18 protein-coding genes and 4 pseudogenes are annotated in these 22,863 nt (G+C 53.2%); 7 read left to right on the forward strand and 15 right to left on the reverse strand.

Annotation, left to right across the window (positions count from 1 at the left end; genetic code table 11):
* Positions 1 to 114: 114 nt before the first annotated feature.
* Both TKWG_RS11330 and TKWG_RS11335 read right to left on the reverse strand, forming a co-directional pair.
* Entirely contained in the window at positions 115 to 1,176 is a 1,062-nt protein-coding gene (locus TKWG_RS11330) for an aminotransferase class V-fold PLP-dependent enzyme (RefSeq protein ID WP_238534156.1), read from the reverse strand.
* Positions 1,177 to 1,669: 493 nt separating this feature from the next.
* Positions 1,670 to 2,608 (reverse strand): LysR substrate-binding domain-containing protein, encoded by a 939-nt coding sequence (locus tag TKWG_RS11335; RefSeq protein ID WP_014750965.1) that lies wholly within the window; start codon positions 2,606 to 2,608, stop codon positions 1,670 to 1,672.
* A gap of 130 nt (positions 2,609 to 2,738) precedes the next feature.
* Here TKWG_RS11335 and TKWG_RS11340 point away from each other — a divergent pair, with 130 nt between their 5' ends.
* The 3 genes from TKWG_RS11340 to TKWG_RS11350 all read left to right on the forward strand — a co-directional run bounded on the left by TKWG_RS11340 (position 2,739) and on the right by TKWG_RS11350 (position 6,192).
* Positions 2,739 to 3,719 carry a Bug family tripartite tricarboxylate transporter substrate binding protein gene (locus TKWG_RS11340; protein WP_014750966.1) on the forward strand — a complete coding sequence of 327 codons (981 nt, stop codon included), beginning with the start codon at positions 2,739 to 2,741 and terminating at the stop codon, positions 3,717 to 3,719.
* Positions 3,720 to 3,732: 13 nt separating this feature from the next.
* The gene (gene ggt, locus TKWG_RS11345; RefSeq protein ID WP_014750967.1) at positions 3,733 to 5,349 is read left to right on the forward strand and encodes a gamma-glutamyltransferase; all 1,617 of its coding nucleotides are present in this window, start codon (positions 3,733 to 3,735) and stop codon (positions 5,347 to 5,349) included.
* Between the two features lie 393 nt (positions 5,350 to 5,742).
* Positions 5,743 to 6,192, forward strand: a complete 450-nt coding sequence (locus TKWG_RS11350; protein ID WP_041709422.1) for a universal stress protein — start codon at positions 5,743 to 5,745, stop codon at positions 6,190 to 6,192.
* Positions 6,193 to 6,201: 9 nt separating this feature from the next.
* Here the strand turns inward: TKWG_RS11350 and TKWG_RS11355 are convergent, their stop codons facing one another.
* The 3 genes from TKWG_RS11355 to TKWG_RS11365 are packed head-to-tail and all read right to left on the reverse strand — an operon-like array spanning position 6,202 to position 7,917.
* A complete protein-coding gene (locus tag TKWG_RS11355) occupies positions 6,202 to 6,681 on the reverse strand; it encodes a nuclear transport factor 2 family protein (RefSeq protein WP_014750969.1) in 480 nt (159 codons plus the stop codon).
* Positions 6,682 to 6,733: 52 nt separating this feature from the next.
* On the reverse strand, positions 6,734 to 7,351 hold the full coding sequence (locus tag TKWG_RS11360; protein ID WP_014750970.1) for a glutathione S-transferase family protein: 618 nt from the start codon (positions 7,349 to 7,351) through the stop codon (positions 6,734 to 6,736).
* On the reverse strand, positions 7,348 to 7,917 hold the full coding sequence (locus tag TKWG_RS11365; protein WP_014750971.1) for a pyridoxamine 5'-phosphate oxidase family protein: 570 nt from the start codon (positions 7,915 to 7,917) through the stop codon (positions 7,348 to 7,350). The genes TKWG_RS11360 and TKWG_RS11365 overlap by 4 nt, the downstream gene beginning before the upstream one ends.
* Positions 7,918 to 8,050: 133 nt before the next feature.
* On the opposite strand from TKWG_RS11365, the pseudogene TKWG_RS11370 reads away from it, so the two are divergent.
* From TKWG_RS11370 to TKWG_RS11380, 3 genes and pseudogenes are all read left to right on the forward strand, one after another.
* Positions 8,051 to 8,957: pseudogene (locus TKWG_RS11370) on the forward strand (LysR family transcriptional regulator).
* A gap of 303 nt (positions 8,958 to 9,260) precedes the next feature.
* Positions 9,261 to 10,253: an NADP-dependent oxidoreductase gene (locus tag TKWG_RS11375; RefSeq protein ID WP_014750973.1), complete on the forward strand. Its 993-nt coding sequence runs from the start codon at positions 9,261 to 9,263 to the stop codon at positions 10,251 to 10,253.
* 325 nt (positions 10,254 to 10,578) lie between these two features.
* Positions 10,579 to 10,932 (forward strand): zinc ribbon domain-containing protein, encoded by a 354-nt coding sequence (locus tag TKWG_RS11380; RefSeq protein WP_014750974.1) that lies wholly within the window; start codon positions 10,579 to 10,581, stop codon positions 10,930 to 10,932.
* Between the two features lie 35 nt (positions 10,933 to 10,967).
* Here the strand turns inward: TKWG_RS11380 and TKWG_RS11385 are convergent, their stop codons facing one another.
* From TKWG_RS11385 to TKWG_RS11395, 3 genes and pseudogenes are all read right to left on the reverse strand, one after another.
* A complete protein-coding gene (locus TKWG_RS11385) occupies positions 10,968 to 12,842 on the reverse strand; it encodes a bifunctional metallophosphatase/5'-nucleotidase (protein ID WP_014750975.1) in 1,875 nt (624 codons plus the stop codon).
* Positions 12,843 to 12,946: 104 nt separating this feature from the next.
* A complete protein-coding gene (locus TKWG_RS11390; RefSeq protein WP_014750976.1) occupies positions 12,947 to 13,549 on the reverse strand; it encodes a glutathione S-transferase in 603 nt (200 codons plus the stop codon).
* Positions 13,550 to 13,585: 36 nt separating this feature from the next.
* Positions 13,586 to 14,814, reverse strand: a pseudogene (locus tag TKWG_RS11395) (MFS transporter).
* 756 nt (positions 14,815 to 15,570) lie between these two features.
* Between TKWG_RS11395 and alkB the strand changes: the two are divergent.
* Positions 15,571 to 16,170, forward strand: a complete 600-nt coding sequence (gene alkB, locus TKWG_RS11405) for a DNA oxidative demethylase AlkB (protein ID WP_148274531.1) — start codon at positions 15,571 to 15,573, stop codon at positions 16,168 to 16,170.
* An 89-nt stretch (positions 16,171 to 16,259) separates the two neighbouring features.
* Here the strand turns inward: alkB and TKWG_RS11410 are convergent.
* The 7 genes and pseudogenes from TKWG_RS11410 to TKWG_RS24005 all read right to left on the reverse strand — a co-directional run bounded on the left by TKWG_RS11410 (position 16,260) and on the right by TKWG_RS24005 (position 22,843).
* Positions 16,260 to 17,197, reverse strand: a pseudogene (locus tag TKWG_RS11410) (Bug family tripartite tricarboxylate transporter substrate binding protein).
* A 170-nt stretch (positions 17,198 to 17,367) separates the two neighbouring features.
* Positions 17,368 to 18,350, reverse strand: a pseudogene (locus TKWG_RS11415) (Bug family tripartite tricarboxylate transporter substrate binding protein).
* A gap of 122 nt (positions 18,351 to 18,472) precedes the next feature.
* Entirely contained in the window at positions 18,473 to 19,411 is a 939-nt protein-coding gene (locus tag TKWG_RS11420) for a hydroxymethylglutaryl-CoA lyase (RefSeq protein ID WP_014750981.1), read from the reverse strand.
* Between the two features lie 97 nt (positions 19,412 to 19,508).
* A complete protein-coding gene (locus TKWG_RS11425; RefSeq protein ID WP_014750982.1) occupies positions 19,509 to 20,699 on the reverse strand; it encodes a CaiB/BaiF CoA transferase family protein in 1,191 nt (396 codons plus the stop codon).
* Positions 20,700 to 21,016: 317 nt separating this feature from the next.
* Positions 21,017 to 21,937 carry a LysR family transcriptional regulator gene (locus TKWG_RS11430; protein ID WP_014750983.1) on the reverse strand — a complete coding sequence of 307 codons (921 nt, stop codon included), beginning with the start codon at positions 21,935 to 21,937 and terminating at the stop codon, positions 21,017 to 21,019.
* Positions 21,927 to 22,658: a helix-turn-helix transcriptional regulator gene (locus TKWG_RS11435; protein WP_322786630.1), complete on the reverse strand. Its 732-nt coding sequence runs from the start codon at positions 22,656 to 22,658 to the stop codon at positions 21,927 to 21,929. The genes TKWG_RS11430 and TKWG_RS11435 overlap by 11 nt, the downstream gene beginning before the upstream one ends.
* Positions 22,640 to 22,843 (reverse strand): hypothetical protein, encoded by a 204-nt coding sequence (locus tag TKWG_RS24005; RefSeq protein ID WP_014750985.1) that lies wholly within the window; start codon positions 22,841 to 22,843, stop codon positions 22,640 to 22,642. The genes TKWG_RS11435 and TKWG_RS24005 overlap by 19 nt, the downstream gene beginning before the upstream one ends.
* Between the last annotated feature and the right edge of the window lie 20 nt (positions 22,844 to 22,863).

Below are 22,863 nucleotides of genomic sequence, written 5' to 3' on the forward strand. Positions count from 1 at the left end.
AACACCGCTGCATTCGCGCAGGGCACGAAGCAAGCGATCGAGCACAAATGAACTTGATGGTCCAACACAAATGTGCTTAATTTACTGCGGTTCTGTTTAACCTGCTTTTTATTTTTATTTACCGAGTTTATTCATGGCAACAATAAACTTGTCCATGTCACTATCACGAGTGAAAAGCGCCGGCGACACGCGGATAGCGTCACCGTTATGAATACCGCCACGGCGCACCGTCAGGATACCGTACTGGTCTCTTAATGTTTTTACCAAGCCATCATTCTGCTTCTTGTCACGCGCGTTGCCCAACCGAAAGGAGGTAATACCTGCATGCAGGCTGGCATCATCAGGCGTCAATACATTGACAGATTTATTACTCCTGAGTGCGTCTACCCAGTAATCTCGCAAATAAGTCAGCCTTTGCTGCTTGGCTTTTGCCGATATTTTCTGGTGCAAATCCAGTGCAACGGGAACCGTGAGCAAGGCGGCAAAGTTGGTGGTTCCCGTGTGCACCCTCGAACGGATATCATTGGATTCATAATCTTCGTCTGCGTAGTCCGGATCGATATCCATCAGTCGATTTTTTGAAATATACATAAAGCCCACACCGACCGGCGCCGATATCCATTTATGAAGATTAAAGCCCACGAAGTCGGCACTTAAGTCTTTCACATTGAAGTCGATTTGCCCCCATGAATGCGCAGCATCCACAATCACGTCCACACCCTGGGTCCGGGCCATCTGGGCGATCTCCGCTACAGGAATGACTAGCCCCGTCCGGTGAGAAAGATGCGTCAATAAAAGCAGCTTTAACTTAGGCGTACTTAAAATTTTCTCGTAGGTTTCCAGAATATTTTGTCGGGTAGCCGGTTCCGGAATATTGAATGTTTTCACCCTCACGCCACGACGTTGCTGTAGCCAATTCATTGCATACTGCATGGAGTCGTAATCCAGATCGCTATAGGCAACAACATCGCCCGGCTGCAACCCATTATAGCCAGTGATCAGTTTTTGCAGAGCTTCTGTTGCGCCACGTGTTAGCGCAATTTCCGAGACGTCTGCACCAACGGCATGCGCGACCTGTTCGCGCACTTTTTCCAGCGCGCCACTGAATTGGGCGCGTGCATAAATGGTGTTATTGGTATTGATGAAATCGGTGTTCTCTTTGTAAGCCGCCAGCACCGGTTTAGGCATTGCTCCCCAGTACCCGTTTTCCAGATTGGTTATTTCCCGGTTGACTGCATAAAGCTCCTGTATATGCTTCCATGCTGCATCTGAACTGGAAAGTGGAGCAGAGATGGAGCTCGTATTGTTATGTGCCTGCAGAACACTGGGAATCAACGAAAGCGCGGTACTGGCCAGAGAACCAAAGACTATCTGGCGCCGGGAAATATTTAACATGATGTTTACTTCACTCAGTTATAAAAAATAAAGTGCTCATCATAAGAACCATCTATTGCTGCCTTATGACAGCTCAGTGGTCGGCCCTATATGCTGACATTTCAGATGACATTGTTTTGCTAAGCGCCAGAAATTTCATCAGATGCGCCAGACAATGTGCGCCTGCGAAATAACTGCGACCGCAGCCACCAGACTGCAACCTACGCGTGACCAGGACGACGCAATGTTGCCGACCATACAGGTTAATACCGGGTTTATCGCGGCTTGAATAGCTTCACAACACCACGCCAGGGCCAGCTTCATCCGTCCTTAGTCGATCAGCCTGCCTCCGAAGTTCGGCAAGAAAATCGCCGAGTACCGGGTGCGAATCACCTTCACGATACACAGCTCCTACGGGGCCGAAGCCAGCAGTCAACGGCAAAGCATGCACCAATCCCAAGCGATGCAAATGTGCTCCCAACGAAGCCGAACACACTGCAACGTAATCAGTCTGCCTCAAAACTGTCTCAATAATGATAATGGACGCGGTTTCCAGGCGCGGGCGCACACCCGCCCCACCATTTTCCAGCAATACGGTGTCCAGCCGGTTTCGCATGAGCGTGTTTTTTTCAGGCATGATCCATGGATACGGCACCAGGTCCGACCACAGCGGCTTCGCTTTTTGACGTATAGGGTGCTGCAAGCCGACAATCGCCACAATACGGTCTTCGAACAGTACTTCATGGGCCAGACCGGCCGCATAGGCCCTTGCATCTATGGAACCGACAACAATATCGAGTTCCCTGCCCTCCAGCCGCTCGAGCAACAACGAAAAAGCGCCCTCGGTCATATGAATCGCAATTTGTGGGACCTGCATCTGAAAGCTGCAGATTGAATTGGGAATCAGATGAGCCAGCCCCGCCGTTACGCTGCCCACATGAAGACTGGCTGGCGCACCCTGAGCCAGCAATTCCAGTTCATCCTGGGTTCTGGCAATATCTCCTATCAGCCGGGTTGCCAGACGCAGCAAAACCTCCCCCTCCGACGTAAACCTGATCCGTCGGCCACGCACAACTAGCCTGACGCCAAGCAATGTCTCAAGTTCGTTCAGCCAGTGAGACATTGCCGATTGCGTCATATGTAATGCACGAGCAGCCTCGGATAATGTCCCGGCATTTCTGAGAATAAGAAAATACTCCAGATGTCGTACCTTGAGGCGGCGTGCCCAGGCCATACTATTTGCACTTGATATATGAGTATTCACTCATGTTCCATCCATAAAATTTCATAGAAATATCCGGTATTTTCACGCGTTCAACTATATACAATAGGCGGAATCACAAAATATTCGATAAGGCATAAACATGAGAGTTTACTCCAGTCTACACAAACTGATCCCTACTGCACTGCTGCTGGCCTGCCTGGGTCAGGCGCATGCCGCAGATGAATTTCCGCAACGCGCGATAAAAATTATTGTTTCCCAGCAAGCTGGCGGCGGCACAGACAATCTTGCACGCATGTGGGCAGAAAGCGTTGGGAAAACGCTCAACGTACCGGTTGTCGTAGAGAACAAGCCCGGTGCGGGCGGCGTGATTGCAGCCAAGGCAGTGTTGTCCCAGCCAGCCAACGGCTATACGCTGTTTTTGGCCGGCGTTTCCCAGATGGTGCTCAACAAATTCGTATACAAACCCCTGTCTTATTCTCCTGAAGAGGATTTCGCCGGCGTTGGCATGCTCACCACAGTGCCGTTTGTCCTAGCAGCCAGCCCCCAATCCGGTTTCAACAATTACGACGATTTACAACAAGCGGCCAAGTCAGATCCTGAAAAAATCACTTTTGCGTCCTCTGGCAATGGCAATTCCACACACCTGGTTGTGGAAATGCTGATGAAGCAGGCGGGTTTTAAGATGCTGCATATCCCTTATCGCGGCGAACCGGACAGTATTGTTTCTACCGTGGGAGGAAACACCCAGATTGTAGCGCCGGTCTTAAGCAGCGCCCTGCCTTTGATCAAGGAAGGCAAACTAAAACCTCTGCTGGTTTTCAATGACAGTCGTGTTCCCGAACTACCTGAGGTGCCTACCGCGGGCGAATTAGGCCTGAAGGGTTTTGAAAACATTGGATGGAGCGCTGTGGCTGTCAAGGCGGGCACACCGGACACGGTAATAAAGAAACTGCACGCAGCAACACAAACTTTCCTGAATGATCCGGCAGCCCAGGAGAAATTCGCGGCCGTTCAGGTCCGGGCAATGCCTGGCCCATCGTCCGCTTTGATCGACTTCACTGTTCGCGATACTGCCAAATGGCAACAAGCCGTGGGCGACCTGAATCTGAACGTCAAATAATCAGGAATGACAAATGAATAGACATGGCATGGTAGTCTGCCCTCAACCCGAGGCCGCAGAATCAGGCATCGAAATTCTGCAGGCGGGAGGCAATGCGGTGGATGCAGCAGTAGCCTGTGCTTTTTCCCAGACTGTGGTTGATCCCTTGATGTGCGGAATTGCTGGGTTTGGCACGGCAGCGCTCTATCTGCCCAGCAAGCAAACGCATGAGTATGTGGATTTTCACGCGCCCGCACCGGGCCTGGCTCGGGCTGATATGTGGGAACATCTTCTGCAGGGCGAAGCGCGCGACGGATTTGGTTTTTCAATCAAGGGACGGCTCAATGACTTGGGAGCGCAATCGATCGGCGTACCGGGCACATTGCTGGGCCTGAAGCGCATGCATGAACGCCATGGTCGCCTGCCCTGGCGCGACGTAATTGCACCGGCGATAGAATGGGCGCGCGGCGGCTACTTTGTGCGTCCAGCCATGTATGCCTTCTGGATCGACGAGCCCTTGGCAGGCCGGGCAGCCAATCGCGAGCGGCTGGCGCTTACGCAATCCGGACGAGATTTATATTGCCGTGCCGACGGTTCGCCCAAAACTATTGGAACACCGCTGTATAACCGGGATTATGCTGCAACGCTGGAGTTGATCGCGCGCGATGGCGCAGATACGTTCTACCGCGGAGACATGGCGCAGCAAATGATCGCTGACTTGAGCAATCAGGGCGGGATTCTGTCACTGGACGATCTATCGGCTTACGAACCAACCGTGAACCGGCCGCTGGTCGGCACGTACCGCGATCGCCGTATCACGACCAATCAGCCACCGGGAGGCGGCGCAATGCTCATCGAAATGCTTAATATCATTGAGCATTTCGATTTGCCGGGCTACAAACACAATAGCGCTCATTATATACAACTGGTCTGTGAGGCAATGAAACAGGCTACGGTTGACAAAGACCACCATATCGCAGACCCGGCGTTTGTCGACGTTCCCCTGGATCAAATATTGTCCAAGCCATATGCCGCCGCAATTGCACAGATGATCAGCGCAGGACAAAAGATCGACGTGCCCCGGTTTAACGATGCAATTGCACCACCGAAAGACACCACGCATTTATCTGTTGTCGATGCCGATGGCAATTGTGTCGCTATCACGCATTCGCTGGGTATGCCGTCTGGCGTTATTACGCCAGGACTGGGATTTATGTATAACGGCTGCATGGGGGTGTTTGATCCACGCCCAGGTCGTGCGGGCAGTATTGCTCCGGGAAAATCACGCTTTACTTCGTCCTGCCCAAGTATCGTTTTTAGAAACGATAAACCGGAAATAATACTGGGTGCACCAGGAGGCACACAAATCGTGATGGGTGTTCTGCAAACCATCCTGAATGTCGTCGATTTTGGTATGCCAATTGACGCCGCAGTTTCGGCTGCCCGGTTCTCGTCGACCAGCAATATCGTCGACATATCAAATCGTATTCCGCGGTCAGTGAGCCGTGCAGTAGAGGCAATGGGATATCAGGTAGCAAGGAACCCATTTGGACACACCATAGCCTGGGTACATGCCATTCATATCGACCAGACCGGTGCGTTATCCGGCGCGGCAGACCCGGGACGTGATGGGGTTGCCTATAGCCTTTAACCCATTCAGTGGCCACGCCTGCTGTCCAGGGAGGCCTGGCCACTGAACGGCATCTGTTCCTAGATCTTTTGGCTAGCCATTCAAGTCCGTTGATGGACATGAAATACGATGAATGGCCGGGACTTCTTTTATCTACAAGGCACAAAAAAAGTCTGGAGCAGACCCCTGCAGTGCGGTCCGTCACTTCAGCCTGCAAATAACCCAATACAAATTTCCACAACAGCGTCCTCATGGCTATCAACCGTTTTGACAATTAACGTAATAAAATATTTCTTACATTATTCTGAATATAAATTGATTTACATCAATAATTACAGTTGTGGTTGTAATACACTTAACTAACATCCCCGACATTCACATACGGGGCGCCTATTTTCTGTTCCTGGGAGGTATATGATGAGCAAAACCATTTTAGTCCCAATTGATGGATCGAAAAACGCGAGCAAAGCCCTGGACTGGGCCATCTCGCTGGCAAAAATGGCCGGCATGAAACTGCTTGCGGTAAATGTGCAGCCAAGCTTTCACACAGTACACGCCAAGGCACTGTTCAATCATGAAGATATTGAACAATACCAACAACAATTGTTCAATGAAGTAACCGAACCGGCCCGAGCCACGCTACAGCAGTCGGACGCGCAACATGAAGTCAAACTGCTGATTGGCGACGCCAAAAACTGCATTGTTCAGGAAATTACCGACAGGCAGAACAGCAACTCGCCGGTAGCAATGATTGTGATGGGTTCGCGCGGTACCAACCCACTGTTCTCCGGATTGCTCGGCAGCGTTAGCTATGCTGTCATCCATTCGGCCATATGTCCGGTAACCATCATTCCCCACGACTAGGCTGGCACATTACAAGCCCAGCTGGCTCAGGCCCGGATGGTCATCGGGACGTCGTCCCAGTGGCCACCGGAATTTGCGCTCGTTTTCGGCGATGGGAAGATCGTTAATGGAAGCATGACGCTGCAACATCAATCCATTACCATCAAATTCCCAGTTTTCATTGCCATACGACCGGAACCACTGCCCCGAATCATCGTGCCATTCATAGGCAAACCGCACGGCGATGCGGACACCATCAAAAGCCCATAATTCCTTGATCAGACGGTAGTCCAGCTCCCTGATCCATTTGCGCGTCAGAAAGGAAACAATTTGTTCCCTGCCATTAATAAACTCTGCCCTGTTCCGCCATTTGCTATCTACGGTATAGGCAAGAGATACACGCTGCGGATCACGTGAATTCCAGCCGTCTTCGGCCAGACGCACTTTCTGGACGGCCGATTCCGATGTAAACGGCGGTACCGGCTGGCGTATTTCAGGTGTCATTTCCATAAACAATGTCCTTTTTTTGTAAAGTAAGCGCAATAGTAAATGTCTGGCAAAGTCATTCTTCGGCAAGCCTATACATACCGGGCATGCCCACATATCCTGGCAATGCCTGTATACGCCCGACCCACTGCCGTATCGCCGGATAAGGCGCCAGGCTAATCTGGCCTTCAGGCGACAATGCAATATATGGATAGATTGCGATATCGGCAATGGTTATATGGTTGCCGACAAGCCAGTCTGATACCTGAAGCTGCTGCTCAACGATACCATACAGCCTCTCGGTTATCTGCCGGGCCGCAACAAGATCCAGTTGCCGGCCAAACTTGTAGTGCAAGCGCAGGTCATTGGGCCCGCGCGCAACTTCATTGGCCGCAGTAGACAGCCACGCCATTATCTGCGCCAAGGTTTTGGAATCATCTGCGGCAAGCCAGCCGTGATCGCCATACTGTTTCGCGAGGTAAACCAGGATCGCCTGGCTGTCGCGCAACATCACATTGCCATCAACCAGCACCGGCACCTGGCCAAACGGGTTCATTTGTAAAAACTGCGCAGATTTATGTTCACTGTCCGGAAAATTGACAGCACGACTGTGATATTGGACGCCCAGCAAGGACAACAGCAGGCGTACTTTGTGGCAATTGCCAGAAGCGGCAAGGTCATAGAGCGTAATCATTGGGGCTCCTTTGTCGTGTTCATGGCCGCAAACTCATCTGCGGTGTAGCGCGCCGTAATATGTTGCGGACAGTTAAAATCCAGCGCCTGTACCGTAATGATATATCCGCGCTCCACCCGGGCGCGATAGGCTAGCGTGTGCAGGCGGGCAAGCAATTGCGGCTCATCGGCATCGTGAATGATGCGCGCGCGGCCCCATATCTTCAGGCGCCGGCGATGGGCAAAATCCATCACAATGAGCATGACACGGTCATCGTGCATCAGATTGCCGGCAGAAATATATTGCCGGTTGCCGGTGTAATCAGCAAATCCCAATGTATGTTCATCCAGAATTTTCAAAAAACCCTTGGGGCCGCCCCTGTGCTGCACATAAGGCCAGCCGTTAGCGCCGACACTGGACATAAAGAAGGTATCAATATCGGGAATGAACGCCTGTTCCCGCTCGGTTATTTCATTGCGCTCTTGCGGATCTTCTTCAAAAAGGATATTTCTTTGACGACTGCCATATTGCTCTTGCGCTGCACGGACGGCAGGTGTGAACGTGATGGTTGAAAATGCGCGTGACATGATGCTCGCTCCGGCTGTTGTGTCTTGACTGGATACTGCAAGGTTATTGCAGACACCATCACTATGCAGTATTTCTTTATATTGAAGAATAGTCGTACAATGTATTTCACTCTTGCATATATCGGAATAATATATGGATCGTCTGCGTGCCATGTCAATCTTTGTGGCGGTAGCGCAAGCAGAAAGCTTTTCTGCTGCAGCCCGTAGCTGGGCATGTCCGCACCGGCGGTCACGCGTGCCATTTCCGAATTGGAAACGTATCTGGGCGTACGTTTGCTGACCCGCACCACCCGTATTGTCCGGGCTACCGAAGCAGGTATCCGTTATCTTGAAGATGCACGACGGGTGATTACCGAAGCGGATGAAGCGGATGAGGCAGTATCGGGCATCACGACCGAACCCCGAGGGCGCCTGGCCATTACCGCACCCGCCCTGTTTGGTCGAATGTTTGTAACGCCAATTATTGTTGAGTATCTGCAACGTTACCCAGCGGTAAATGCGGCCTCCCTGTTTGTCGACCGGGTTGTCAATATGATCGAAGAAGGATTGGACCTCGGCCTGCGCATTGGCCATCTGCCCGATTCAAGCATGAAAGCCATCCGGGTCGGACAGGTTCGTACCGTGGTGTGCGCTACTCCGGCCTACCTGTCTGCCCATGGTGCGCCGGTAACACCCGATCAATTGCATGCGCATACCATTATTACGACCAGTGGTATTTCACCCGTGCCGGAATGGCGGTTTGTTCATCAGAACAAAACCAGCGCTATTCGCATGACGCCACGGCTAACCCTCACCACGAATGATGCCGCCATCGAGGCCGTGCTCGCCGGATTCGGAATCACGCGCCTGCTGTCGTATCAGATAGCGCCCTACCTTGCTTGTGGAAAACTGGAAATCGTACTGCAGGATTACGAGCCAGCCCCCTGCCTATCCATGTCATTCACCGTGAAAACCGGCAGGCAGCAGCAAAAGTACGCACATTCATCGACATGGCCGTGACCCGCTTGCGCCAAGACGCAGCACTTGCTTACAAGCCTTGACGCTGGGGCCCTTTACCCAAATGATTCTGCCTGGCTCCCTTTCCCTGCACTGCCTATCGTTTCCCTAGGTAGAATATTGGCAGGACAGCCGAAACCCATATCAGCTGAAATACACGACGAACCGCGTTGAGTCCTGCCAGGCCAGCGAAGTTGACACCGTACACATTGACAGGTGTCACCTCCTCCCGGTCTTTAACGTTATAGCACTGGCCCCCCAGGCAAATATGCGAGACTCGATTCTGAGTACGGTTGGACCTGATTCTTAATCGTCTGACAGACGATTGTACACATGTAGAGGGAAATATGAATACGCTTGAAAACGAAGTCATCCGGGTCATCTCCAAACCCACAGGCATTCCCGCCGCAGAAAACTTCCGACTGGAAAAGGAGCCGGTTCCTGAGTTGCAACCTGGGCAAATTCGGGTGCGCAATGAATGGTTGTCGGTTGATCCGGCGATGCGTGGCTGGCTGGCCGATGCCAACAACTACGCCAGCGTAAACGTGGGCGACGTGATGCGTTCGCTTTGTGTAGGAACAGTCGTCGAATCCAACGTATCGACAGTCAGCGAAGGCGAACGCCTGATGGGCTGGTTTGGCTGGCAAACCTGCGCCACAGTCAAACCCGAGGCGATTGTCCAGAAAATAACCGCCAGCGATCTTCCCCCATCTTTGTACCTGGGTGTATTGGGCTTGAATGGCATCACGGCCGCCACGGCACTGGACAAACTGGGATCCCCCGAACCAGGTGATACTGTCGTTGTATCCACCGCTGCCGGGGGCGTGGGCTCTTGCGTGGGGCAGTTGGCCAAAACAATGGGCTGTCGTACGGTCGGCCTGACCAGTTCACCTGAAAAAGTCAAAGCATGTTATGAAGCATTTGGCTACGATCATGTCATTAACTACAAAACCGACGATATTGATCAAGCTCTCAAAAATGCCTGCCCGGACGGCGTGGATGTTTATTTTGATAACACGGCAGGAACCATTTCAGATTCAGTCATGCCGCATCTGGCTATCGGCGCCCGTGTGATTGTATGCGGCACAGCCTCAATACCGAGCTGGGATCCGCCACCCATGGGCCCTCGCGTGAACCGTATTTTGCTGACCCGGCGGGCCCGAATGCAGGGTTTTATTCTGTTCGACCACAAGGACACCTATGCTTCTTATGTTGAGCAGCTCGAGCAACTGGTCAGGGACAAAAAACTAACTTACCGTGAGCACATCACCGATGGCCTGCTCACGCGCCCGGTGCCATTGCCGAGCTGTATCGCGGTGAAAACCTGGGCAAGCGACTGATCCGGATCTAGTTTGTAACAAACCGATTCTCTATACATGAACCAGCGCATATACTTGCAAATGTAATACGTGCAAGCAGTGCCTTGAGTCGCGGTCGCCTCGTAATTTAACAGTGCCGGCTCCCGGGTATAGGAGCCAGGTATTGACATCGTGCAAAAGAAATTTGTTCACTGGCGCTCCCGAGACTGCTATATTGCTGCACATGAGAGGGCATCTGTAAATGACCGGAAACGGTGTAAAAAACCAAAGCCGGCCAGACTGCAGACAGAGCCACAACCACATGGATTGTTGTACGTGCCAGAAAAATAGAGACAGGAGCTGTCCGATGAAAACATGCCCTAAGTGCACTACCGAACTTGAAGACGCGGCAACCAAGTGCGTCTCTTGCGGTTTTCAACTGGAAGAACCACAGCGAACCCTGACCGGCAAGGTCATCAAGTGGCTTTTTATCGCTTTTAACCTGGCCATGATTGGCTGGGTCATGGTCGGAATGGGGGTATTTGATCGCGGATCGCAGTCCAGTGCCTTGCCTCGTGGTACCGAAAATGCTGAAGGTATGGGTGTGACCATGATTATTTTGATATGGGTCATTTGCAATCTTATCTTTGGGCTGGTGGTTTGGGATACCAGGGCCAAGAACAAGGCATTGCAAGAATCGCATAACAAGATTGAAGAATAAAAATATCAGATAATTTTTTACACGCGCAGTAAACGCTAAGCCTGCGGTTTCCGCCTTACAATCTGCGGCTGATAGGTTTCTATCCCCGGTATCGTGTTTTGCTGCCGCAAATAACTTAACAGCACATCCAGCATAATATCTGTCGTCTTCGCCGGCATATCTTCGGATTTACCGGTGGTCACACCGTCCTGCACCGTATCGTTACTTTCAACACTCCTGGTCGTTTTCGTTTCATCGTTCGCTCCAGTCGCATCTGCGGGCACCGCCTGTTCAGACTCAAATGGCACGGCCAACCCCCAGGTGGCGACATCATATTTTTCATCTGCCTGCAGTGGCTGATTGCCAACCATGACGTTTGTAATACGCTTGCCTTGCTCCTGATCGGGGTCGACTCGGTATTGCAGGCCACCGGTTCGCAACATATCCTGTTCCGAGCGCATATATGCATCAGGGCTGAAAAGCGCCTGGGCAGCGCTCTCCAGCAAGACATGTATATCCCTGCCGCGCATCGCTCCCGAGCACATTTGTGTATCGCCCAACGCAAGCTGGTTGATGATATCCTCGCGGGTAATTGTAGCGCCAGGCAATAGCGTCGGGCCCCAGCGGTATCCGGGATAAAGTGCGATCTGCGCCCCGCTATGCTGCAGCATAGCTTGCAGCAGCAGTTCGTCCCAGGTACCGTTGAACGTACCCCTGCGGTAAAGCAGCCCTTCGGTAACAGCGATTTTTTCTGACAAATTGGCATTGGCTGTGGCGTAAGCCTCATCAACCCGTTTTGTCATACGGCTGTCGGCCTGTACGAAGGCAGCTACGACGGGCAGCAGGTTATAGCGAAAATCCACCAATCCACCTTTGCCCACATCCAGGTCCAGCACGGCCAGAAATCGCCCTTGCGCGCCGGCGTTGGTGACCGCGGTTTTACCCTTGTTATTGGAAACAAGAATGGGTTCAGGCAAGGGGGTCGCCGAACGACCGCCCAGTATCACGTCAATACCAGTGACACTTGCGGCAAGTTGCAAATCGGCATCCACACCGGCCCGGGAAAGCAATAGCACGACTTGCGCACCTTTTTTCCGTACTTCATTGACACTGCGCTGCAGCTCGCGTTCACCCAAACGCATAATCGGTCGCTCGGTGACGCCAGTGCTTGCGTTCAGCATGGCGTTTGGGTCGCAGCGATCCCTGGTAAATAATTCGTTATGCGCTGCCTGGCCAATAATGGCAACCGTGATTTCGTTGTGCTTGTGCAGTATATAGGGCGCAAATAACGGCTTCTCCTTAACCGGATCGAATACATTGTGTGCAATGCATGGATATTGCGCGCCTCGCACCTGTGTAGGTGCCGCTGAATCGGGATCTTCTGCAGCAAGGGCTATCTGAATATGCATTGTTTCTGGCAAGCCCAGGTTTACACCCAGGGCATGATGCACGGCATTTGCTCCATCCGCTGTTGCCCAGGGGGCCGACGAGTGCAGATTGCCATTACCGCCGTCCAGCAACCAAGCGTGCTTGCGGGAACGCTTAACGATCCCAATTAATGAAGCAAGGTGAGCAATTCCGCCCAGCATCCCGTAGTCGGCTGCCGCGGCCGCATAATCCGCGCTGCTGAATGCATAGGCCTGGGCCGAGCCGATCATCAAGTTGTAATATTGCAGCAACGCATCGCCACTCACATTGGGTGGTGTTGCGCCCAGTGCGGCAATTGCCATCTGACCAGCAGGTTCGCGATAATACACAGGTTTCCATTGGGCCTGCACGTCTGAGATGTGCATGAAACTGACGTTGCCAAACGCCGGCAGATCATAAAACTGCTCCATCCCCTGCTGCGCACGCAACACAGCGGGTGCAAGCATGCCAGCACTCGCTGCCGCCATCAACTGAAGAAAAGCCCTTCTGTCTTTGATATGCATCGCCCCCTGTATCCTTCACCGGTATAGTAAGCCAATCTGCTATACCGATTCACATCGAGATTCGCAGCCCTCTTGGAGCTGGTTACTGCGAATCTGCAGTCATTTTACTGAGGCTTGGTTTTGGCAATGCTTTCACGTACAGAAAACTTGTCATACCAGGCTTTCAGGCCTGGGAAACGCTTCTGCCAGTTATAGTCCGGCAGCCGAAAATCCAGATAATCAAAAGCACACGCCAGCGTGATAGTGACAATATCGATTCGGTCATACAGCTCCTGCGCCTTGTCTTCGAAGTACTGCAATGCCGTTGTGATCTTATCGGTCTGGCCCTCCAGCCATTCGTTCCAGCGCAATGCTTCGGGACGCGCCAGTAGTTCATAGCGGACCAACAATGACGCAGCAATGGCGCCATCTGCTACAGCGTGATCCGTCAGCAGCTTGAAGCGTGTATTGTCGTCGCCAAACAGCTTGCCCTTGAAAGTGGTGTTCAGGTACTCACAAATGACTTTGCTATCGAACAGTACCTGCTCGTCGTCCGTGATAAACGTTGGCACCTGGCCCAGCGGATTGAATGGAATAATATTGCGATCGCGATTCACAGGATTGGCAGCGGCCGGCAGGCGTTCAATTCGGTCCACGACGCCAAGTTCATCGGCCACGATCATTGTCTTGCGCACGAAAGGCGAAGCGGCGGAATAAAAAATTTTCATTTGTGTCTCCCTTGATAAAAAATTAAAAATTGATTTCTACTGTCCGGTTACTGTTACAGCGGTGTGGTCAGAGCGCTGGCTGGCTGACTTGACCTTGCGGTCAGCCCAGGTGGCCAGACCGGTCATGATCGCCAACAGACTCCCTAAAAGACAGGTGCCGGCCCATCCACCGTAGGTCCAGGCGATGGTACCGAGTGTTGAGCCAGAGGCACCGCCAATGAAATAACTGGTCATGTACACGGCATTCAAACGTGACCGTGCATGGGGCAGCAAGGCAAATATAGTGGTTTGATTATTGATGTGCACGCCCTGCAGAGCCAGATCAATCACCAGCATACCTGCAATAAACCACCACAGATTATCGTGTCCCAGCCATAGCAAGCCCCAGCTAAGCAGCAACAGTACAACGCTGACGGCTGTAACCGTATCACCCAGGCCGCGATCGGCCAAACGGCCTCCCAATGATGCCATCAAGGCTCCCATGACGCCGGCCAGTCCCACCAGGCCAATGGTACATCATTTAAACCGTGTGCAGGTCCGGCCAAGAGGAGCGCCATGGTTGAAAACAACGCGCTGACCGATGCAAAACCGAGTCCACCCATAAGTGCGCGCGTACGCAAGCGCGGCTGCTCACGCAGCAACGTAAACAGTGACGCAAGAATAGACAGATAGCCGTGAGTTTGCGGATTTTTGGAGGATGGCAGTTTGAGCCAGAGAACAGTTGCAATGCCAAGCATGATGACGCCTGACACCAGATAAACGGTCGACCATCCACCAATGCCGGACAGTAGCCCGGCAACACTTCGGGCCAGCAAAATACCTGTAAGCAGACCGCTCATGACCATGCCCACTGCGCGACCGCTACGCGATGGCGCCGACAGAATGGCAGCCATCGGCACCAGGACCTGTGCCGCAACGGAAAACAGGCCCGCCATGCCGACGCCCACAAACAACATGGTACTGTTAAGTGCCAGGCCGCTGATAAACTGTCCGATTGCCGCCAGCACCATCAGGCCGACAGCTAGCTGTCGGCGCTCGAACTTGTCGCCCAGCGGTACGATGAACAGCAGACCCAGCGCATAGCTGACCTGCGCGACCGTTACCGTGAGTGCCGCGCGGGTCTCTGTAATACCCAGGCTGACGGAAATGGAATGCAGCAGCGGCTGGTTGAAATAGTTACCCCCTGCACACAGGCCACAAGCGATGGCCATCAAAAACAGTACGGGCGTTGTCAGATATGACGGATGTGACGATTGCTCAGACATGGGTAACCAAAAATAAAATACTATATATTTAAACAGTATTATTATAAAATAACAGCATGGCAGGAACAGACTGGCAAGCGGGCCATAGTGGCGCTTATGGCGCTATTGATCTAATTGAGTCTATTGATCCAATTAACCTGAACGACCTTACAGCCACATCGGCCATAAAGCCTTGCCCGGCCGTTATCCGGGCGACCTGGTCTCAACATTGGCCCACGACTGTGTTGTTCCCGCTAAAGCGTTATCCGCGCTCCAGCAGATGAAACATTAAACCACAGTAAGAACGCAATGTCGCACGCAGACCGCATAACCGTGTTCTGCCGGCACCAACAACAGGCAGCTTCGTTGTTTACAGGCCGCGGGTTTTACGCTAAACGCTATATGTCGGCATTTTTATAAGCAGGCATTTTCATATATAGGCATTTTTTATATAGTCAGTTTTTTATATATAGTCAGTTTTTATTTGTGAACAGGTCGTTGTGCTCAGGCGAACAGGCAATGTCAACTGGCATTGCCTGAGGACCGACACCATCGCCCAGTAAAACAATGATCACCTGCATGACGGCACTGACCCGTGCCTTGTGCAGAGCGGACAGATTTTCAACAAGCCTCGCCGTAACGCGACGTGCGACGTGCGACATGCGACATGCGACGTGCTACCGGCCACGTGATATTTAACTTCAATCTTATGAGTACCATTTCCCTTTTTCCACCTGATGCCATGCCTGCACCGGACGCCACGCCCCAGACGTACGCCTGGGGCCAGGCGCATGGGTATTGCGTGGGTATGCGCTGGAATATGTAGACAGGGTGTTGGCGCAACTGCGACAGATTCGCCTGCAGTCGCCCTTTCGGCATATGGTCACACCAGGCGGCTACACCATGTCCGTAGCCCTCACCTGCTGTGGCACCGCCGGCTGGACCGCTGATCGCAAGGGCTATCGTTATGCTGCGATTGATCCGCAAACCGGTCAGCCATGGCCGGCTATGCCAGACGTATTCCTCGCTCTCGCCCGACAGGCAGCCGACCAGTGTGGTTATGCTGGCTTCACACCAGACTCCTGCCTGATCAACCGCTACGTGCCGGGCGCTCGGCTCAGCCTGCATCAGGACAAGGATGAAACTGACTTTTCAGCGCCCATTGTGTCAGTCTCACTGGGAATGCCCGCCATGTTTCAATTCGGCGGCCTCAAACGCAGTGATCGTCCCGAGAAAATACCGCTGTTCCATGGCGATATTGTGGTCTGGGGCGGTCCCGATCGTTTGCGTTACCACGGTGTCATGGCACTCAAAGACAATCCGCACCCATTGCTCGGCTCAAACCGCATTAACCTGACATTTCGCAAGACCGCCTGATTGCAAGTGTGTTTGGTACAGTCGGCGCTGCCGAACAATTTAAGCGCCTTCTCGCTATATAACAAGGCCTTTGCTAACAACGCAGCGCCTCAATCGACCGTAGCGCCCGAATCCTTCACGGCCTTGCCCCATTTGGCAACTTCAGCCTGATAAAGTCATTGGCCTGTTGCGTCGTTTGCGGCATCGGCATCGCCCCGCGATCGGCAATAAAGGCCGACAATTTAGGGCTGTTGAGCGCCTTGACGATTTCACTGTTCAATTTTTCAACCACGTCTGCGGGTGTTTGCCGGGGTACAAATACGGCAGCCCAGCCAATGGCCTCAAAGCCGGGAACCATCTCACCCACCGTCGGTACACCGGGCAACGCCTTTAAGCGAGTGGCCGTCGTCACACCCAAAGGCACGGCTTTCTTGTCCTTGATATAAGGCAATGCCGCGGTCACCGAATCGACCATGAGCGGTACCTGATTGCCGATAAAATCCGCTTGTGCAGGACCACTACCTTTATAGGGTATATGCCTGAGCGAAATATCCGTACCTGCCTGGAACATTTCTGCCGACAAGTGTTGAGTGCCACCAATGCCGGCACTGGCATAAGCCAGCGACTCGGGCTCGGCCTTGGATTTGTCTACAACGTCCTGCAGCGAATGAATCCCGGACTTGGGATTGGCCAGAAAAATCAGCGGTACGGAAAATACACCCGATACGGCCTGCAGATCGCCCTGCAGACTATATCCGGGTTTTGTGTAAAGGGTCTGGTTAACAGCCGCTGCACTGCCACCGACCACGATCGTATAGCCGTCGGGTTTGGCTCTTACGGCCTGTTGCATGCCGATATTGCTGCCGGCGCCTGCCTTGTTTTCCGTGATAACAGGTTGCCCCATCGCTTTACCCAATTCATCGGCAAGCGCACGGGCAAAGGTATCGGTCGCCTGTCCCGGTGGGAACGGAATGATCATGGTAATTGGTTTTTCCGGATATGCGGCCAGCGCACTGCCCGACACCAATGCCGCCATAATGGCCAGTATGGATTTTTTCAACTCTGTCTCCCCATCAGTAAAAAATATGCCGCTATCATATATGCAATAATGGCCGAGGCTGCAAACACAGGCCCGGCCACTGGAAATTTCATTGCAATCGTAATAGCTATTTTTGCCTGACACGCTCACTGCGCGCTCAGGTTAAATCGCTCAATAGCTCAATTACCACCCTTGATACCAGCCGCATCAATCACCTTTTTCCACCGAGCCAACTCTTCGCCGGTATATTTGCCCAATTGCTCCGGACCCATGTATTCAGCGGTTGCTCCCAGCCCTTCGGCTTTCTTTTTATACTCCGGCGTTGCATGATTTTCTCAATTGCCGCGTTCAGCCGTTGCACTACGTCGCTGGGTACGCCCTTTGGTCCGTACATGGCAAACCAGGAAGATACCAGCCAGTCAGGATAGCCTGCGGCGGCGGCTGTGGGCACGTTTGGAAGCGAAGGCAACGGCTCCTTACTCGTGACGGCCAGCGCCTTGAGCGCACCGGATTTGACGTGCGGCAACAGCGGCGGTGGCGTCGTAATCGTCAGGTCAACCACACCGGCCAGCAAGTCAGTCAGCGCAGGCCCGGTTCCTTTGTAGGGAACATGAGTTGTCTTGATGCCAGCCATCTGGTTTAACTGTTCAGTCGCCACATGCTGAAGCGCACCGGTGCCGGAAGACGCGTAATTGAGTTTGCCCGGATTATCTTTGGCGTACTGCACCAGTTCCTTCAGGCTGTTGACCGGCAAGTCTTTTTTAACCACCAGCAATTGAGGAGCCGACAACACATTTGCGATGGGCGTAAAGTCCTTGACCGGATCCCAGCTGACTTTTTCTATGCTGGGTGTAATAACCTGATAGCCCGAGTACTGCAACAACAGCGTGTAACCATCGGGCTTGGCACGCAATACCTGCTGCGCAGCAATACCACCCGAGGCGCCGGGTTTGTTTTCCACCACCACCGGCTGTCCCAGTTCCTTGCTAAGCGGATCGGCAATCATACGCGCCGCCAGATCGGTCGTGCCACCCGGGGCGGCCGAAACGATCAGTGAAATGGGGCGCTGTGGATATGCCGCTTCCTGTGCCGTTGCATTCGTTATAGCAATCGTACTGGCAGCCAGTGTCAGCAGCGCGGGTTTCAATAATTTGTGTTTCATGTGTGTCTCCGTTGTTTTGTATGAGTACTCATCGTTTTTTCCGGGAATCAGAATAAACTATCCTTGTTCCAATTATTGCAATTGATTTTTTATGCTGGTCGAACCTTCCTGCGCCCGATGTTTCATTGCGCCTGCTGCAATTGCCTGACGTAATCCGGGACCGGATGCAAAGCCATGCGGGTACCTGCGGCAAGCGTCTGACTGTTCACGTCATGTCCGATTAGCGGTACGAGCGAGCGACTGATCGCCAGAATGCCCTCCAGATTGATGCCAGTGTCATAGCCCATCAGTTCGAGCATATGAACCATGTCTTCGGTCGTGACGTTTCCAGACGCGCCCGGCGCATAGGGGCAACCGCCCAGACCGCCCAAAGAGCTATCAAAACGCACGACCCCGGCCTGCAGAGCGGTCACGGTATTGGCCAACGCCATGCCACGTGTATTATGAAAATGTGCGGTCACCTGTAAATTCGGGAAACGTGCCAGGACAGCGCCAAACAAGCTGCCGACTTGTGTTGGATAGGCCATGCCCGTGGTATCGCATAGCGTTACGCCATCCACACCCAGCTGTGCGAATCGATCCACCCAGGCCACTACCTCATCCAGCGCAACATCGCCCTGCATCGGACAGCCAAAAACCGTAGACAAGGACACGTTGATCGCTGTGCTGGTGGGCCTTACTTCACCGATTACCGCCGCGAGCTGTTCAAATGAGCGCTCGCGGCTCATGCGCAGATTCGACAGATTGTGGGTCTCGCTCACCGACATAACCAGATTGACTTCGTCCACACCGCAGGACATGGCTCTTTCGGCACCGCGCAGATTTGGCACCAGCACGGTATAGACGACATCCGGATTGCGACGGATCCGGTGCATCACCGCCTCCGCATCCTTAAGGGCCGGAATGGCCTTGGGAGAAGTAAACGAGGTCACTTCTATTTTGGCGTAGCCGCATTGGCTCAGCTGGTCAATAAAAGCAATCTTGTCGTCCGTTTCAATAAACCGCGCTTCGTTCTGAAAGCCGTCCCTTGGGGCGACTTCCTGGATAAACAGTTTTTTCATATCTTGCTCCTGACGCGCTGCGCGTCAATAAATCCCGTGCCCGGCGACGCCGGAATGGCTGTGAAAATGTTTATTGGGCCGCGGCACAGGCTGCATCTCAGATAATGCCCCGCGTTTTCCAGTCTGCACGAGTCGCGGCGTCAACGCCCAGCTGATCCAGGACCTGCTCGGTGTCCTGTCCCAGCACCGGCGCCCGACGTCGCACATCGCCCGGCGTTTCGCTCAATTTGGGCAGAATCCCTGGCAAGGTTACCGGCGTGCCATCTTCAAGCTCACCGTCAATCAACATTTGCCGTGCGTGATAATGCGGATCTTTAGCGATATCGGCCGCATCATAAATGCGTCCGCCAGGTATGCGATGCGCATGCAATTGTTCAAGCACCTGATCCAGTGTATGCTGCGCCGTCCATTGTCCGATAACATCGTCGATATACCCGGCCTGTTTTGAACGCCCGTCGTTATATTGGAATGCCGGATCCTCGCCGATGTCATCGCGCCCGATCAGGGACATTAGCCGTTTGAATATGCTATCTCCATTTCCTGCAATCAGTGCATATTTATCGTCGGCACAGCGATAGGCATTGCTTGGCGTTATTCCCGGCAGGCTGCTGCCCGCCGGCTGACGCACCTGTCCGAATACAGAATATTCGGCGATGGTGCTTTCCATCATATTGAATACTGATTCATACAGAGCCACATCCACCATCTGGCCGGCGCCATTGAACTGGTCGCGATGCCGCAAGGCCAGCAGCACCCCAATCACGCCATGCAAGGCCGACAGCGAATCGCCAATCGAAATACCCACGCGCACCGGGGGCCGGTCCGGTTCGCCGCTCAAGTGACGCAGGCCACCCATCGCCTCGCCCACCACGCCAAACCCCGGGAGGTCTTTATAGGGACCCGTCTGCCCGTAACCCGATACACGCAGCATGATCAGCCGCGGATTGATTTGCTTGAGCGCTTCAAAACCCAGATTCCACTTTTCCAGCGTGCCGGGGCGAAAATTCTCCACAATCACATCGACATCGGCCACCAGCCGGCGTATGACATCCTGGCCCTCTGGTTCGTGCAGATTGAGCGTAACCGATTTCTTATTGCGCGACTGCGACGCCCACCAGACAGACGTGCCTTCGTGCAACAGGCGCCATTTTCTTAACGGATCACCGGTACCGGGCGGTTCTATCTTGATGACTTCTGCGCCAAACTCGGCCAGCATTTTGGTGGCAAAGGGTCCGGCAATAAGCTGCCCCAGTTCCAGTACTCTGATTCCATCCAGCGGTTTCGACATGCATTACCTGTTTATTCAAAATGGGTATTTGCCATCATGACCGGATTATGCCTGTTTGAAAATTGCTATTTTTATGACGACCCTTTCCATATTTTCAAGGCTGGAAATCTGCTCGCCGTGAGTCAAGCGCTCTTTTTTCCACCAATCAAAGCCTGACAGGACGTACTATCGACCCGTAATGCAGTGCGAATGAGCACTTCGATAGTGCGCTATTTGGCGGATATTCATGTGCAATTACTCATGTGCCGATTTTCATTATGGAATATGCGCAAGCAAACCCGCCTGCCGGTGCCGCAGGCAAACGCCCCCGTTAGCCATCATCCCGTTTGATGGGCCTGCTTCAGAAAGTCGAGCAATCGCTGCGCGTCGGGCTTGAGACCAACCGCATTACGCACGCCGACATACAAGGTGCGCTGGCCCCAGTCGTCATCCAGCGCCAGCGCGTGAAGCCCCTTGCCGATAATTTCAGGACGGACGGCTTCCAGCGGTAATAAACCAACCCCCAACCCTGCTTCAATCATCCGGCAGATTGCATCAAAGCTGCTGACCTGAACGCGCAACCGCAGCGTTTTACCGGCAGCCAGAGCAGCATCCTGCATGCGCACTTGCAAAGAACTGCCATCCGAGAGGCCGACAAAATCATTGTCCAGCACCTGAGCAAAACGAATCCGCTTGTGTTTTCCCAGTGGATGTCCGCGCGGCACCAGCACCACCAGTTGATCATGACGGTAGAAGTATTTTTCTACCTGACCACTGGGAATATTGTCAGCAAAAATACCGATATCAATTCTTTCCTGGGTGAGCGCTGTAATAATTTCATGACTTAGCTTTTCGTCAAGGCTTAGCCTGATCGCCGGGTGCGTTCTGGAAAATGCAGCCAGATCGCGAGGCAGAAACTGAATCACAGATGAAGTATTGGCCCAGATTCGCACCTGTCCACGCAAACCGGCAGAATACGCGCTCATGTCTGAAGTGAGCCGCGTGACAGCGGCAATAACCAATTGCGCATGCTCAACCAACGCATGACCTGCCGGCGTCAGCTCCAGCCCCCTGGCCCGCCGGATAAACAGTTCACAGCCGATCTGCTTTTCCAGCTCCGAAATTCGCTTGCTAAGCGCCGACAGCGTCATATGTGCGTCCTGCGATGCCCGGGTCAGGTTCAGCGAACGTGCCGCCAGCAAAAACAATCTGAGTGTCTGTGGATCGAAGCGCGACAAATTCACGGGTTCAGGCAGCATGGGTTTGCATCCTTCTGGACAAAATGTCGCGATTCGCCTGATCGACGGGCACATACACAAGCAGGCGCTCACCAGCCATCGGCATACTCCACCAATTGGTCTGCAGTACCTCCAGCGTACCAAGGCCGGCGTAGTTGTAGCGCACGATATGATCCATGGTGGCGCACACGCGGTTCTGGTGCCAGATATCGGCAAATTCCGAAGAACAGCCAAGCAAACGCTGCAAATAGCGTTCCCAGGCGGGATCGCCCAGATGCGCGGCCATCTGCGCACGCAGCCTTGCCGCCATGTGCGCGATCGTATCTGGCAGATCCTGAGTGACCTGCCTGATCTGCGGATCGGTCAGCACCAGATAAATACAATTGCGATCTTCGGGGGAGATCTGATTCAGGTCGCGATCGATCATGCGGCAGAATGCATCGTTAAAGGCAACGATATCGTATCTGGCATTTTGCACAATCGCCGGTAAAGGGCGCAATTGGTCCAATATGGTCTGTATTGCATTTGGCATCATGCGGCAGATTTTCCCGGACACGGCTGAAGCCGGGCTGGCCAGTCCTGCCAGCGTAAAGATATAGCGCGTTTCCGTCTCGGTGCACTGTAGTGCAGATGCCACAGCCTGCAACACTTTGGGTGACACGCGTATGGGGCGTCCCTGTTCGAGTTTGGTATACCAGGTGATACCGATTTCAGCCAGTTGCGCTACTTCTTCGCGGCGCAGCCCGGGCGTGCGGGTACGCCCATACCCTTGGCAGTCTCCAGGCGGCGCGGATCAAGGCTTTCACGTCGGGCGCGCAGAAACATGCCCAACTCCATCGCCCGATCTACCCTATCGTCAACAGGTGTTTTTTGGCTCTCCTGTGCCGTATGCGTTATAACGGCGGTCATGTTGTCAGTCAATTTCATTTTCACTCCTGCCGGTGGGG

It is taken from the genome of Advenella kashmirensis WT001, assembly GCF_000219915.2.
Classification (GTDB): domain Bacteria; phylum Pseudomonadota; class Gammaproteobacteria; order Burkholderiales; family Burkholderiaceae_B; genus Advenella; species Advenella kashmirensis.

What these genes read in the sequence shown, in the direction of transcription:
- TKWG_RS11335 (WP_014750965.1), bottom strand. Translation starts at nt 2,608, where the DNA reads ATGGCCTGGGCACGCCGCCTCAAGGTACGACATCTGGAGTATTTTCTT.
- TKWG_RS11340 (WP_014750966.1), top strand. Translation starts at nt 2,739, where the DNA reads ATGAGAGTTTACTCCAGTCTACACAAACTGATCCCTACTGCACTGCTG.
- ggt (WP_014750967.1), top strand. Translation starts at nt 3,733, where the DNA reads ATGAATAGACATGGCATGGTAGTCTGCCCTCAACCCGAGGCCGCAGAA.
- TKWG_RS11350 (WP_041709422.1), top strand. Translation starts at nt 5,743, where the DNA reads ATGATGAGCAAAACCATTTTAGTCCCAATTGATGGATCGAAAAACGCG.
- TKWG_RS11355 (WP_014750969.1), bottom strand. Translation starts at nt 6,681, where the DNA reads ATGGAAATGACACCTGAAATACGCCAGCCGGTACCGCCGTTTACATCG.
- TKWG_RS11360 (WP_014750970.1), bottom strand. Translation starts at nt 7,351, where the DNA reads ATGATTACGCTCTATGACCTTGCCGCTTCTGGCAATTGCCACAAAGTA.
- TKWG_RS11365 (WP_014750971.1), bottom strand. Translation starts at nt 7,917, where the DNA reads ATGTCACGCGCATTTTCAACCATCACGTTCACACCTGCCGTCCGTGCA.
- TKWG_RS11375 (WP_014750973.1), top strand. Translation starts at nt 9,261, where the DNA reads ATGAATACGCTTGAAAACGAAGTCATCCGGGTCATCTCCAAACCCACA.
- TKWG_RS11380 (WP_014750974.1), top strand. Translation starts at nt 10,579, where the DNA reads ATGAAAACATGCCCTAAGTGCACTACCGAACTTGAAGACGCGGCAACC.
- TKWG_RS11385 (WP_014750975.1), bottom strand. Translation starts at nt 12,842, where the DNA reads ATGCATATCAAAGACAGAAGGGCTTTTCTTCAGTTGATGGCGGCAGCG.
- TKWG_RS11390 (WP_014750976.1), bottom strand. Translation starts at nt 13,549, where the DNA reads ATGAAAATTTTTTATTCCGCCGCTTCGCCTTTCGTGCGCAAGACAATG.
- TKWG_RS11420 (WP_014750981.1), bottom strand. Translation starts at nt 19,411, where the DNA reads ATGAAAAAACTGTTTATCCAGGAAGTCGCCCCAAGGGACGGCTTTCAG.
- TKWG_RS11425 (WP_014750982.1), bottom strand. Translation starts at nt 20,699, where the DNA reads ATGTCGAAACCGCTGGATGGAATCAGAGTACTGGAACTGGGGCAGCTT.
- TKWG_RS11430 (WP_014750983.1), bottom strand. Translation starts at nt 21,937, where the DNA reads ATGCTGCCTGAACCCGTGAATTTGTCGCGCTTCGATCCACAGACACTC.
- TKWG_RS24005 (WP_014750985.1), bottom strand. Translation starts at nt 22,843, where the DNA reads ATGAAATTGACTGACAACATGACCGCCGTTATAACGCATACGGCACAG.